This window comes from Gluconobacter kanchanaburiensis NBRC 103587 (assembly GCF_007988905.1).
Classification (GTDB): Bacteria; Pseudomonadota; Alphaproteobacteria; order Acetobacterales; family Acetobacteraceae; genus Gluconobacter; species Gluconobacter kanchanaburiensis.
Genome location: NZ_BJVA01000001.1, coordinates 47139 through 59823 on the forward strand (window position 1 = coordinate 47139; position 12685 = coordinate 59823).

Annotated in this window: 19 protein-coding genes; 8 read left to right on the forward strand and 11 right to left on the reverse strand. The window is 62.1% G+C overall.

The window, feature by feature from the left end; translation table 11 throughout:
- Positions 1–50: 50 nt before the first annotated feature.
- From GKA01_RS00210 to GKA01_RS00245, 9 genes are all read right to left on the reverse strand, one after another.
- On the reverse strand, positions 51–947 hold the full coding sequence (locus GKA01_RS00210) for a DMT family transporter (RefSeq protein WP_146858055.1): 897 nt from the start codon (positions 945–947) through the stop codon (positions 51–53).
- Between the two features lie 93 nt (positions 948–1040).
- Positions 1041–1322, reverse strand: a complete 282-nt coding sequence (locus GKA01_RS00215) for a hypothetical protein (protein ID WP_146858057.1) — start codon at positions 1320–1322, stop codon at positions 1041–1043.
- Positions 1319–2059: a c-type cytochrome biogenesis protein CcmI gene (gene ccmI / locus GKA01_RS00220; protein ID WP_146858059.1), complete on the reverse strand. Its 741-nt coding sequence runs from the start codon at positions 2057–2059 to the stop codon at positions 1319–1321. Before ccmI ends, GKA01_RS00215 begins: the two co-directional genes overlap by 4 nt.
- A 5-nt stretch (positions 2060–2064) precedes the next feature.
- Entirely contained in the window at positions 2065–2535 is a 471-nt protein-coding gene (locus GKA01_RS00225; RefSeq protein ID WP_146858061.1) for a cytochrome c-type biogenesis protein, read from the reverse strand.
- Positions 2532–3086: a DsbE family thiol:disulfide interchange protein gene (locus GKA01_RS00230; protein ID WP_146858063.1), complete on the reverse strand. Its 555-nt coding sequence runs from the start codon at positions 3084–3086 to the stop codon at positions 2532–2534. The genes GKA01_RS00225 and GKA01_RS00230 overlap by 4 nt, the downstream gene beginning before the upstream one ends.
- A gap of 12 nt (positions 3087–3098) precedes the next feature.
- Positions 3099–5078, reverse strand: coding sequence for a heme lyase CcmF/NrfE family subunit (locus GKA01_RS00235; RefSeq protein ID WP_146858065.1), 1980 nt, complete (start codon positions 5076–5078; stop codon positions 3099–3101).
- 7 nt (positions 5079–5085) lie between these two features.
- The gene (ccmE, locus tag GKA01_RS00240) at positions 5086–5589 is read right to left on the reverse strand and encodes a cytochrome c maturation protein CcmE (RefSeq protein WP_146858067.1); all 504 of its coding nucleotides are present in this window, start codon (positions 5587–5589) and stop codon (positions 5086–5088) included.
- Entirely contained in the window at positions 5586–5753 is a 168-nt protein-coding gene (locus GKA01_RS13545) for a hypothetical protein (RefSeq protein ID WP_167506290.1), read from the reverse strand. The genes ccmE and GKA01_RS13545 overlap by 4 nt, the downstream gene beginning before the upstream one ends.
- Positions 5750–6511, reverse strand: a complete 762-nt coding sequence (locus tag GKA01_RS00245; protein WP_146858579.1) for a heme ABC transporter permease — start codon at positions 6509–6511, stop codon at positions 5750–5752. Before GKA01_RS00245 ends, GKA01_RS13545 begins: the two co-directional genes overlap by 4 nt.
- Positions 6512–6687: 176 nt before the next feature.
- Here GKA01_RS00245 and GKA01_RS00250 point away from each other — a divergent pair, with 176 nt between their 5' ends.
- Positions 6688–7104: an EVE domain-containing protein gene (locus GKA01_RS00250; RefSeq protein ID WP_146858069.1), complete on the forward strand. Its 417-nt coding sequence runs from the start codon at positions 6688–6690 to the stop codon at positions 7102–7104.
- 11 nt (positions 7105–7115) lie between these two features.
- Here GKA01_RS00250 and GKA01_RS00255 read toward each other — a convergent pair whose 3' ends face one another.
- Positions 7116–7646, reverse strand: a complete 531-nt coding sequence (locus GKA01_RS00255; protein ID WP_146858071.1) for a hypothetical protein — start codon at positions 7644–7646, stop codon at positions 7116–7118.
- Positions 7647–7775: 129 nt separating this feature from the next.
- On the opposite strand from GKA01_RS00255, the gene GKA01_RS00260 reads away from it, so the two are divergent.
- Positions 7776–8615 (forward strand): EcsC family protein, encoded by an 840-nt coding sequence (locus GKA01_RS00260; protein ID WP_146858073.1) that lies wholly within the window; start codon positions 7776–7778, stop codon positions 8613–8615.
- Between the two features lie 27 nt (positions 8616–8642).
- A complete protein-coding gene (locus GKA01_RS00265) occupies positions 8643–9032 on the forward strand; it encodes an MAPEG family protein (RefSeq protein WP_146858075.1) in 390 nt (129 codons plus the stop codon).
- A gap of 12 nt (positions 9033–9044) precedes the next feature.
- Here the strand turns inward: GKA01_RS00265 and GKA01_RS00270 are convergent, their stop codons facing one another.
- Entirely contained in the window at positions 9045–9278 is a 234-nt protein-coding gene (locus GKA01_RS00270) for a hypothetical protein (protein WP_146858077.1), read from the reverse strand.
- A gap of 18 nt (positions 9279–9296) precedes the next feature.
- Between GKA01_RS00270 and aat the strand changes: the two genes are divergently transcribed.
- The 5 genes from aat (at position 9297) to bcp (ending at position 12672) form a co-directional block, all read left to right on the forward strand.
- Positions 9297–9965, forward strand: a complete 669-nt coding sequence (gene aat / locus GKA01_RS00275; RefSeq protein ID WP_146858079.1) for a leucyl/phenylalanyl-tRNA--protein transferase — start codon at positions 9297–9299, stop codon at positions 9963–9965.
- Positions 9962–10915: a hypothetical protein gene (locus tag GKA01_RS00280; RefSeq protein WP_146858081.1), complete on the forward strand. Its 954-nt coding sequence runs from the start codon at positions 9962–9964 to the stop codon at positions 10913–10915. Before aat ends, GKA01_RS00280 begins: the two co-directional genes overlap by 4 nt.
- The gene (locus tag GKA01_RS00285; protein ID WP_146858083.1) at positions 10912–11520 is read left to right on the forward strand and encodes a hypothetical protein; all 609 of its coding nucleotides are present in this window, start codon (positions 10912–10914) and stop codon (positions 11518–11520) included. Before GKA01_RS00280 ends, GKA01_RS00285 begins: the two co-directional genes overlap by 4 nt.
- A gap of 164 nt (positions 11521–11684) precedes the next feature.
- Positions 11685–12074 (forward strand): hypothetical protein, encoded by a 390-nt coding sequence (locus GKA01_RS00290; protein WP_146858085.1) that lies wholly within the window; start codon positions 11685–11687, stop codon positions 12072–12074.
- Positions 12075–12165: 91 nt separating this feature from the next.
- Positions 12166–12672 carry a thioredoxin-dependent thiol peroxidase gene (gene bcp, locus GKA01_RS00295; protein WP_146858087.1) on the forward strand — a complete coding sequence of 169 codons (507 nt, stop codon included), beginning with the start codon at positions 12166–12168 and terminating at the stop codon, positions 12670–12672.
- Positions 12673–12685 lie beyond the last annotated feature (13 nt).

Consider the following 12685-nt stretch of genomic DNA (forward strand, 5'->3'; position numbering starts at 1 on the left):
AGGAAGACAGCCATAGAAAATCAGGATGCCGTCACAGCGAAGAAGCGGCTTCAGGATTCCACGATCTGGGCAACCGGGTGGCGGCCATAGGTATTGGTCAGGATCACGCCGGCCATCACGACGGCTCCTCCGATCAGGGTGCGCAGAGAGGGGACCTCGTCGGTGAGGATATAGGCCAGAACCATCGTGACGGGGGGCAGAAGGTAAAGCAGCGCGGCGCCCCGGGACGCGCCGAGATGGCCGATGACGAATCCCCAGGCGGCATAACCAAAAGCCGCGGGGAAAATCCCGAGTTCCAGCACAGCCGCCTGTCCCTGCCATGAGGCATGAGAGAAACTTGTGAGGCCCTGAGGCAGCCAGGGGGTCAGGAAAATCGCACCGGAAATCAGGACATAAGCGATCGTCGGCAGGGCGCCGTAACGGCGGATCAGGCCCTTCTGAAGGATCGTGTAAAACGCCGCGCAGACAGCCGCGCCGAACACCAGTGTCGCACCGGAACCAAAGGAGAGGCCACCGCTTTGCCCGTTGGCGATCATGGCGACGCCGCTGAAGCTCAGAATCGATCCAGCCCAGCCCCAGCGGGACATGCGCTCACCGAGGAACACCATGGCCAGAAGCCCCGCCATTAATGGTGCGGCGCTGATCAGAAGGCTGGCAGCTCCGGATGAGACGGTCATTTCTCCGCAGTTGAACATGATATTGTAAAGCATGATCCCGATCATGCCGCAGGCAAAAATCTGCGGAATATCAGCGGTCAGCGGGCGCGCAGGACGTTTCCAGCAAAGCCAGAGTGTCGCCATGACCGCTGCGACGGCATAGCGCAACGCGGCCAGTGGAACGGGCGCGAAATCATGCAGGGCAATCCGGACGACAGGATAGGCGCTTGCCCAGGACAGAATAGCCATGGCGACGAAAAAAGGCAGTGAGCGTCCGGAGGATTGTGTCATTCCTGCCCATTAGCAGGAATGTTCCGGATCCGTGAAGAGTCCGGGAGGTGTGCTGGGTGGAGCATGCCTGAACAGGCATCCGCCTCCCTCGCTTTATTTCAGCCAGCGATCACCGCTGAAACGGTTGTGGGAAAACAGGAAACCGGCCACCAGCCCCACGGCGGCGAAGACGATCGTCCAGAGCGAAATGGGCAGCAACAGGGTCGAAACCGCAGAAAGAAGAACCATTCCCGCAAAGGCACAGACGCAGGATTCAATGACCTGAGGGCCGTAATGGCGCTCTGCTCCGCAACTGGGGCATTTTTCCGAGGTGGGACGCATGGGTTGACGGCAGACGGGGCACAGCGCGATGGCGTTGGCTTCGGGTTTTCTCACTGACCGTTATTCTCCTGATGTTCGCCGACCGCGATACGCGCTTCCACCGCCATGCGCCAGGGGGCATCAGCCGGGGCTGCCGCCAGGGCACGACGATAAAGGTCGAGGCTTTCAGCAGAGATATGGCTTCCATCCCGGCTTTCAAGCTCCGCGAGACGAACAGCAAGTTCGGGCTCGAAATGGGCGTCGAGAGCCGCTTTCCAGTCCCGGATTGCCTCTTTTGTCATCCCCGCCTTGGCTTCGACCTGTCCCAGCAGGAAATGCCCGGTCGCATAGGTCTGGGAGCCTGCGGGGATCGTTGCCACTTCGGCCTGGAGCTTCTGGATCATCTGCAGATCCTTCGCATCCGGGCCTGTCTGTCGTTCGCTCAGAGGCTGGGGGGGCAGGGAGGGATGACCGTTGACGATGTAAAGCGCAAAAGCCAGCACCGGAATGCCAATCCCGACGGCTGCGGCGGGCAGGATACGTCTGCGCTTTGTGGGTTCGGCAGACAGATCCTCAACGGCGGCTTCGCCATCCGTGGCCAGCAGGCGACGCTGAACTTCCAGACGGGCCGCCTGATATTCGTCGTCATTAATGAGGGCGAGGGCATGATCGCGCTCCAGATCGCCAAGCTGTCCACGATACAGCGTCAGAGCGGAGTCACGCGCGTTGACGCGCCGGCGCAGGGTCCGCAGCCCCAGAAATGCGGGGCACAGGGCCACCGCTGCAATAATCAGGATTCCCAACCAGAACAAAAAGTTTACTCCCGGCCCGACAGGGCATCCAGACGCGCGCGCTCATCATCCGTGAGCGGCGCAGGCGTGACGACGGTGCGGCGTTTGGTCGCACGCCATGCAATGACAAGTCCGGCCACCAGCGCGAGCGCCGGCATCAGCCAGAGCAGAGCGGTGGACCATGAAAACTGTGGGGCCAGACGGATGAACTCGCCATAGCGTTCGGTCATCCAGTCCATGATCTGCTGATCAGATTTCCCAGCCGAGACCTGCTCGCGCACGACCTTGCGCAGATCGCGGGCGAGGGGCGCGCTGCTGTCCTCGATGCTCTCATTCTGACAGACAAGGCAGCGCAGATGCGCTCCAATGGCTTCGGCCCGCTTTTCCTGCGCCGGGTTGGGCAGCATTTCGGACGGATCATCCAAGGCGAGTGCTACACCACCACCAATCAGACCCACTGCGAGCAGCAGGGCCGGAAAGCGCTTGAAGGTCTTCATAGACCGGCCAGCCTCGGGCGGATTTCCGCCTCGTAGATCTGTGGATCGAGGGCTGCGCTTCCGTGCCAGATGATGCGGCCTCCCGGTGCGACCAGAAAACTCTCGGGCACGCCTGTCACGCCCCAGTCGATCGCGACGCGGCCATGGCGGTCTGACGCAACGCGCGCATAGGGGGAGCCGTCACGCTGGACGAAGCCGGCAGCGTTCTCGGGCTTGTCCTCATAGGCGATGCCCCAGATCGGCATGTTGCGCGAAATCGCACGCAGGCCGGGCATTTCCGCCACGCAGGGAATGCACCATGAAGCAAAGAAATTGACCAGAACCGGGCGGTGCTGGGCTTTCAGTTCCGCATCGGTGAAGCCATCGCCAAGACCTGGGAGGCCGGGCATGGCGAAGCTCGGGATGGGTTTGCCGACATTGGGGTTCTTGATGGCGCGCGGGTCGAAGGCGCCGCTGCGCATGTCGCTCAGCATCCGCCAGAAGCCGACGCCGAGGACACCTGCACCAATGATCGGAGCGGCCGTGAGGATGCCGCGTCGTGTTGCGTTCATGTCTCTCTCCCCTCAGGCGCGGGCCATGTTGCGGGCGGCCGCGCGCTTGGGGGCGCCGATCCGCATCCGGCGGTCAGACAGCGAGAATGCGCCGCCAATGGCCATGATCAGCCCGCCCAGCCACATCCAGGGCGCGAGCGGATTGCGGTGCAGGCGCAGGACATAGGTCGTGTCCTTGCCCGTGCCATGCCGGTCGCCCACCACGCCGTACAGGTCGGTGATAAAGTTGGTGTGGATCGCGACTTCGGTCGTGGTCTGGCTCTGCGTCGTGAAGTCACGCTTTTCTGGATGCAGGATTGTCACGAGCTTGCCGTTATGGCGGATGGCGATGTCGGCCTGCATGGCCTTGTAGTTCGGGCCGATATAGTCGTGCACATCCAGCAGCGTCCAGTCGTCTCCGGCCAGAGAGCGCGTTTCGCCGATATGAACTTCAACAATCGCGTGCTCGGCCTGAGACATGCCGCACAGGCCGAGAATGGTGATGCCTGCGCCGATATGGGCCAGCGCCGCTCCCCAGCTTGAGCGCGGCAGGTTCTTCATACGCTCCCACACGCCCTGCGCGGAGGTATGGCCGATGCCGATCCGGCGCAACACGTCGGAGACGGAAGCCGCGATCACCCAGACGGCCAGCGCGCCGCAGGCGATGGGCAGGATGCCGGAAAGCTTCCAGAAGCACAGGACCAGCCCGACCGCCGCAATCCCGGCTGCGGCATAAAGATGCGAGAAGGTCCGGGCGAGCTGTGCGCGCTTCCACGGCAGCGCGGTGCCGACGCCCATGGCCAGCAGGAGCGGCAGGGTCAGCGGGATCGTCGCGGCGTCAAAGAATGGCTTGCCAACAGAGATCGTCCGTCCAGCCAGAAGCTGCATGAAGGGCGGGTACATCGTGCCTGTGACGACGACGGCGCAGATCGAGCACAGCAGGATGTTGTTCAGGACCAGCGAGCCTTCACGCGAAACGGGCGAGAACAGACCGGTCGAGGTGAGGGAGGGCGCTCGCCACGCAAACAGTGCAAGCGAGCCGCCGATAACGATGGCCAGCAAGGCAAGGATGAACACGCCACGAGCGGGATCGTTGGCGAAGGCATGGACCGAGTTCAGGATCCCCGAGCGGACGAGGAACGTGCCGGACAGGGAGAACGAGAAAGTCGCAATGGCCAGCAGGACCGTCCAGATTTTCAGGCCTTCGCGCTTTTCCACGACAATGGCAGAATGAACGAGGGCGGTGCCCGTCAGCCAGGGAATGAGGGAGGCGTTTTCCACCGGATCCCAGAACCAGTAACCGCCCCAGCCCAGCACATAATAGGACCACCAGGAGCCCAGCGCGATACCACAGGTCAGAAAGCACCAGGCCGCCACGGCCCAGGGACGAACCCAGCGGCCCCATGCGGCATCAACGCGGCCCTCAATCAGGGCGGCGACCGCGAAGGCGAAGGGGACGGCGAAACCGACATAGCCGGTGTAGAGAATGGGGGGGTGGAAGGCGAGGCCCGGATCCTGAAGGAGCGGATTCATGCCCTGACCATCCATCGGTGCCGGGAATACACGGTCGAACGGATCGGAGGTCAGAAGGCAGAACATCTGGAACCCGGCGGAGACACCGCCGAGGATGGCCAGAACGCGTCCGCGCAGGATGTCCGGCAGGTTGCGGCCAAATAGCGAGACTGCGCCGCCGCAAACAGCGAGGATCAGCGTCCAGAGCAGGACGGAGCCTTCATGGTTGCCCCAGACGCCCGTGATTTTATACAGCAGTGGCTTGGAGACGGCGGAGTTCGCCGCGACGTTTTGGACGGAGAAATCGTCGCTGACGGCGCACATCACGAGGCACAGGAACGAATAACCCAGTGCGATAAGCTGCGAGACCGCAAGATAGGGTGCGAGCCCTACGAGACGGGCGTCGCGGCGGCTGGCGCCCCAGAGCGGAACGGCGAACTGCACAAGGGCAAGCACACAAGCGAGGGCCAGGGCGAAATGGCCCTGTTCTGGTCCGAACATCAGGCGATCAGCCCCCTGCTTTCTTTGCGGTCATGGTGTCCCAACTTGAGGCGTCCGGCGCTTTGCCGAAGCGCGGGTCCCATTTGCCAGTCCGTTTGAGTTCGTCCGCGACTTCTTTGGGCATGTAGGTCTCGTCATGCTTGGCGAGAACTTCGCTGGCTGTGAAGCCGCCATCCTTCTGCACGGTGCCGAGGGCCACCACGCTCTGTCCTTCACGGAACAGGTCGGGGAGGATTCCGGTGTAATGCACCTCGACGGCGGCCTGTCCGTCCGTAACTTCGAAGGCGTTCACGGGAGTGCCGTTCTCGTTGATACGGTGCAGGCTGCCGGCCATAACCATGCCGCCAAGGCGGATGGTTCGGTCAGGCGAGGGTGGATTAGCCTTCACCTGCGACGGCGCCATGAAAAAGACGATGTTGGACGAGAACGCCCGCAGGGTCAGGGCGGCAGCGGAGCCGACGCAGGCGACACAGGCGATAACGATCCAGAGACGACGGGTCTTGCGGGTCATGATGCTGACCTTTCACGACGGCGGGCATGACCTTCGACGGCGGCCAGACGGGCTTTGGATTTCCGAAGGCGCAGAGCAGCACCAACGCCGAGGACGAGCGAACAGCCCAGCGTGAGAGCGTAGGATACCGCAATATATTGCCAGTGGTTCGGGAGGTGCATCATGCGACTTGACTGTCCCTGCGATCGAGACGCGAACGGGCCATCATCTGGCGCGCACGGCTTTCATGGATGGCGGCGCTGAGCCGGGTGAAAATGACGGCCGCAACACCGAGCGTGAAGCCGATCGTGCAGATCAACAGCGGCCAGAGCATCATCATGGACATGGTGGGCGCGCCGGTCAGGGTGATACTGTCGGGCTGATGCAGTGTGTTCCACCACTGGACACTGAACTTGATGATCGGCAGGTCGATCACACCCGCCAGAGCGAGGATTGCGGCGGCCCGCTGGCCACGGGCAGGCTCATCGAAGGCTCGGATCAGGGCAATATGGCCGAGATACAAAAAGAACAGCACCAGCATCGAGGTCAGGCGTGCATCCCACACCCACCATGTGCCCCACATCGGCTCGCCCCAGAGCGAACCCGTAATCAGACACAAAGCGGCAGCACAGGCACCGACGGGTCCGATCTCGATGGCGGCCAGATCCGCAAGCGGATGCCGCCAGACCAGCGACAGCACGGCACAGACCGCGAGCCCCAGATAACAGGACGACGCCAGCCAGGCCATCGGGACATGCACATACATGATGCGAACCGTATCGCCCTGCTGCCAGTCAGCGGGAGCGATGAACAGGCCCCAGATGACCCCGATCGTCAGGAACAGGATCGCGCCGCTGCTCAACCAGGGAAGCAGGGCGCGCGCCAGACGCAGGAACTGCCCCGGATTGGCATAGCGATGGAGCAGGTTGGGGGTAGGGCGCACAGGGACACGGACCTCGGCAGAGTGGCGGCGCGGCAACCGGGTTCCCGCGAATGGTTCCCCATTGAAATAGTCCGAAGCAATCATATTCGGAAGAGGCGCGTTGTCCCATTGTTCCGATCACTGTTATCACGTTTCACGGAAATGAGCGTTCAACACCCATGCAGCAGGAGTGAACCGTGGCGTACTGGCTGGTGAAATCGGAGCCCGAGGCGTTTTCATGGGCGGAACAGGTTCACAATAATGTGGAACCGTGGACGGGCGTGCGGAACTATCAGGCGCGCAACAATCTCGCGGCGATGAAAACGGGAGATCTGGCGTTCTTTTACCATTCCGTTAGCGAAAAATGCATCGTGGGCGTGGTGGAGATTGTGCGGGAAGCCTATCCGGACCCGACGGCGGACGATCCGCGCTGGGTCTGCGTGGATGTCAGGGCAAACGGAGCATTCACGCGTCCCGTCAGCCTGGCCGAGATCAAGGCGGACCCCGATCTTGCGGAGATGGCGTTGCTCAGACAGTCCAGACTGTCCGTAGCGCCGGTGACGGAACAGGAATTCCACCATCTGACCCGGATCGGCGGCTGGACGAACGCCTGATAACAGTCATTTCAGTGAATGGGGGAAGAATCGCCATTCACGAGGATGTTCGTTTGTCCATTAACTGGATGACCAGCATAGCTCGTCGGAGAATCTTCATCCCTGTAAGGCGACTGCACGGGGGCATTGAACTTCACCGGCATGCCGAACAGTGAGAAATGGGACGGCAGATTGTTGGGGCCATTGGTTTTCTGCTGGGCGTTCGTACCGGGCATGCCGACCGGAAGATGCGTGCGGACGCGGTCGCTGTAGCTGGCGAGGGCAGCTTCGGAATCCTCGACTTCCACATACCCGTCCGGCGGAGGAGGCGCGCCCTCGTCTGGAAGCGCGGCTTTCTGAGCGGGGGTCAGCGGCTTGGCCGGGGCAGCAACGATCTGACCCGCACTCGGTCCCATCTGCGGCAGATTGGCTGTGCCATGCGCAGCATGATGGCGGACATGGCCCGTTGCAGCCAGGGCGACAGACGACATGGTGGAAGAAGCGGTGATGAGGAGGCCGGCTGTCAGCGGAACAGACAGGATCCAGCGCGAAAATACGGTCATTGTTGTAATTCTCCTCACCCCAGCGGTGGCCTCATGATGCCGGTATGCCCATGATGACGCCATGTTAGGATATGAAACCTGCTATCCGGTAAACGGTTTCAGGTCTTACGAACAGGAGTTTTGATCGTCATGACCGCAGTGAATGACACACGGCTTCCGACCAGCGAATTCGCTTCGATGGCGCTGGATGGGGAGTCCCTTGCCCAGCTTCAGTCGGTTCTCGAAAAGGTGGAGCAGGGCCGTGGGGTACTCGTTCGTCTTGCAGATCTGATGGGGGGCGCCGTCGGACAGGCGACGCGACTCGGAATGCAGGGACTCGGGCTGGCCCCGTCAGTGCAGGAAAAATTCCACAAAACGGCAGAACTTGCGATTGAACGGGCCTTCCGCGTGGCGGTTCTGGGCATCGATAACGATGCACCTGCTCCCCGTAATCCCATGCGCGAAAATCTGGGACAGGCCGCCGTTGCCGTTTCCGGCGCACTGGGCGGCTTCGGAGGGATCTTCGGTCTGGCGCCGGATATCGGATTCACGACGCTGACCATCATGCGCGAAATTGCCCGCATCGCTCGCGAGGAAGGCGAAGATCTGCGCGACGAGGAAACGCGCCGGGCCTGTCTGGAAGTCTTCGCCCTGCGCAGTTTTCCGGCCCGTCAGAGTGACGATGAGAGCGAGCTTGGATTTTTCTCGGCCCGGGCGCTCCTTCGCGGACGCCCCATCGTGATGCTGATGGCAGAAGTGGCCTCGCATTACGGGATCGGCCTGTCGCGTAAATTCGCGTTGCAGATGGTGCCGGTAGCCGGTGCGCTGTGTGGCGCGTCGCTCAACGGGGCGTTTCTGGCGCATTACCGTGCCCTGGCGCGCGCGCATTTCACGATCCGGCGTCTGGAACGCACGCATGGTCTGGCCGTTAAGGAAGCCGCCGAGGACCTGCGTGCGGGAGGGACGGGCGCATCTGAAACCTTCTCCTGATCTTCAGGAGTTTCTGGGGAAAAGCCCATGCCGATCGGTCTTGTCTGGCTTGGCTGGACACTGGTGCTGGCCGTCGTCCAGCTTTTCCTGACTGCTGCCGCGTGCCGCCAGCAGGACGGATTGCAATGGGCGAGCAGCAACCGCGACGGTGATCCGCCGCGTTATACCGGAATGGCTGCGCGGCTGAAGCGCGCGCAGGCGAATCTGGCGGAAACGCTGCCCATCTTTATCGGTGCGGTTCTTCTGGCCTGGGTATCGGGCCATTACAGCCCGCTGACCGGATGGGGCGCAGGTCTCTATTTTCTTGCCCGCGCGGCTTATATCCCGGCCTACGCCTTTGGCTGGGGCCCGATCAGAAGTCTGATCTGGGGTATGTCGATGGCTGGACTTCTTCTGGTGTTGATCAGTCTCCTGTGAAGGACGCCCCGATCATGGACGGAGATCACGGTTGTCCCGCATCATCAACAGATCGATCAGCGCCGAGACAACCAGACAGACCGCGCTGATTTCCGCCAGCATAAGAAACAGGCCATGCGCTTGCGGTATCGCAAGGCGCAACAGACCGAGAATGACAAGAATAATAGCGTAAACGAAGGCTAGCGGCACGCGTGGTCTCCCGATCAATGCTCCACCCCTATCATGGGCATCGCTGCTGCGGCTCATTTTTCTTCTGAAGGTTTCATGATTACGGACGAGATCACGCCTGACCTTCTGCTCAAGGCCTATGCTTCGGGGATTTTCCCCATGGCTCCTGATGCGGGTAGCGAGGAACTGACATGGTACCTGCCCGAAGAACGCGGGATCATGCCGCTCGGCGGGATGCACGTTTCGAAAAAGCTCCTGAAACTCGTGATGTCGGGCAGACTGACGGTCACGGCGGACAGGGCCTTTGACGATGTCATGCTGGCCTGCGCCGAACCCGCGCCCGGTCGGGAAACGACCTGGATCAGCGGACGGATCCGCGCGCTTTACGGCGAACTGCACCGTCGGGGAAACGCCCGTTCCATCGAGGTCTGGAACGGCGGAACGCTCGCAGGTGGCCTGTATGGCGTCTGCCTGCGCGGGGCTTTTTTCGGGGAGAGCATGTTTTCGCGGGAACGGGATGCTTCTAAGGTAGCACTCGTCCATCTTGTCGCCGGGCTGCGCAAGGGAGGGTACACGCTTCTGGATACACAATACACGACGCCCCATCTGACGGGGTTGGGCGGTATCGGGATTCCGGCGGCGGACTACCAGTCCCTGCTTCACCAGGCTTTGACCGTTCGCGCGGTCTGGCCCGAAGATTTCAGTCTTCCTGCCCTTCGCGACTTCATTGCGTCACTGCGCGCCCCTGCCGGAGATCCGCCATGACTGTTTTCCCGCACCCTGCCTCTGGATACGGAGCAGTGCTCGGCCTGCTGGGAGCGGCTCTGTGCCTGCCTTTGCCGGCCTGTGCCGAAGACCATCCCCGCCTGACACCGACACGGGACGTCACGGTCGTCTACGCGCTGGCCACGCCAAACGATGCGACCAAAGGCGGCCCGGGGACTGTGAAGGTGGCATTCTCGGGTGCTGGCGATCTGCTGCGAATTGATTCTCAGGACGGAAACGGCGTGACCATCCTCGACCGCCCGGGGCAGCAGGTGACGCTCGTGATGATGAAGCAGCAGATCTACACCCGCCTTCATCCGACCCACGGGCTGCACAATCCGTTCATGCTCGATCTGGATATGCAGTATACACCAGCGGGTCATGACACCGTGGCCGGCGTGTCCTGCGATCTGTGGACGATCCAGAGCAGCCACGGCAAGGCCACGGCATGCGTGACGACGGATGGCGTCATTCTCCGGGAAAATGGCGTGGACGCGGACGGCGTCGAGGGCTCAATCAAGGCGCTGTCAGTGTCCTATCAGGACATTCCTGCCTCGGCCTTCCAGCCCCCCGAAGGCTTTCATGAACTTCAGCCCAAAGCCCGTCCCGCGCATCAGGGCGAGGCCGGAAGCCCCACACCGTCCCCCGTGCCCGAAGCGTCAGGAAGCGACACCAAGACCACAACATCGGAAGTCACGCCTCCCGATGCCGCCGATCCTGACACGCCCCTGATTGGCAGTCATGACGTCCCTGTTCCCGCGACCACCACGCCAGGTTCAGGCGCCTCCCAGTCTGGAAAGCAGTCCGCGGTCCTGCCTGGCCTCTTGCCGGGGCAGACGGTACAACCGGATACAACACAACCCTCCGTTCCCAATGATTCCGCGGGAGACGGCTCGGTCTCCACGCCCGATCAGCCACCGAGCGGTTCCGAGGGTGGTGACCCTAAATGAAAAGAATGCTCTCGGCGGGCATCGCGGTCGTGGGTGGTCTGTTGATCGCTTTCGCTCATCCGGTATGTGCGGAGGATGCGGCATCCCCCTCCGCTTCGGCAGACAGTGAAGCACCCTTCGTGACGCCCCTGCATGATGCGGACATCACCTATGTCCTGACTACGGGGCCGTCGGGCGGGCATCTGCGCCAGCGGATGCGCTGGACGTCCGCCCTGTGGCGTCAGCGGGTAGAGACCGAAGGGTCCGCCACCGTCATGCTGACCGACTACCGGACCCACACCCTCATGGTTCTGGATCGTACCAACCATACGGCAACCGTCACGCCTGCGCCGGGAACGGGTTTTGCTGCACCGGGAACGCCTGCCACGGGAACGTGGCGCCGTGTGGGGCAGGGACATATCGCGGGGGAGGCCTGCACGATCTGGGACAGTGTCGACAGCGACAGCAGGCTGACCACATTCTGTTACACGGATGACGGGCTGATGCTGGGAGCCGTCCATGGCGGAAAGCCGGTCGTCGAAGCGGTCTCCGTTAGCCGCGCACCGCAGCCGGTCATGATTTTCGACCCGCCCCCGGGCTATCACCGGGCTGATCTCCCACACTGATTCCGACAGAAAAGCCGGAAATCGGGTCTGTTACAATTTGTCCGGCTCCTGCCATGATTGGCGCCTCTTGCTGCCATTTTCATTCGGCATCTTTTCTCCCATGGACGGAAGGGAGTTCCCCCGCCGGAGCTTCTCCGTCCACGTGTATCGAGGAGAAAGATGCCATGCGTCGCATCACACGTGCAGTTCTTATGGCCGCTCCCCTGCTGATCGGCTCCGCTGTTGTTCCGAATGTCCTGGTGCCTCAGGCGCAGGCTCACTGGCATGGCGGTGGCCCGGGTTACGGCTATGGACCGGGCTACGGATATGGCGGTCCGCGCGGAGGCTGGCATGGTGGCCATCATGACCATACCGGCGCCGTCGTCGGCGGAATTCTGGGTGGACTGGCGCTCGGAGCAGTCGGGGGCGCACTCCTTGCGCAGCCTTATGCACCTCCGCCCCCGCCGCCGCAGGTCGTTTACGCGCCGCCCCCGGTTGTCTACGCGCCGCCTCCGCAGGTTGTGTATGGCCCCCCGCCGGTTGCCGTCTATCCGGGGATGTATCGCGGCTACTGAGGACTACAACAGGGATCAGCACGGCTGATCCCAAAATACTGAACGATTTTCGTCCGGTTTGCCTTGATTGGTCCGGACGGGTCGGGCAATCATGGGTGTCATGACAGCCTCTTCCCAGAAAACGGACCTGCAACCGGGCGACCGGGCGCCAGATTTCACGCTTCCGGCTTCGGGCGGGCGTACCGTCAGCAGCGCGGCCCTGACGGGCATGCCCTATCTGCTGTATTTTTATCCCAAAGCGGATACGCCCGGCTGTACGACGCAGGCCTGTGGTCTTCAGGAGGTTCTGCCGAAATTCGAGGCTGACGGCCTGACGGTCATCGGTGTGAGCCCGGACCCGGTTGCGAAGATCGAGAAGTTCGCCACGAAATACGGACTGGAGTTCCCGCTGGCGTCTGACGAGAACCATACCGTCGCGGATGCTTATGGAACCTGGGTTGAGAAATCCATGTATGGCCGGACTTACATGGGTATGGAGCGCAGTTCCTTTCTGGTCGATGGTCAGGGCGTCATTCGCAATGTCTGGCGGAAAGTGAAACCTGCGACGCATGCCGAACTGGTTGCGCAGGCCTTCCGGGATCTCGTCTCCAGAGCCTGAGGGCTTTTCCCAA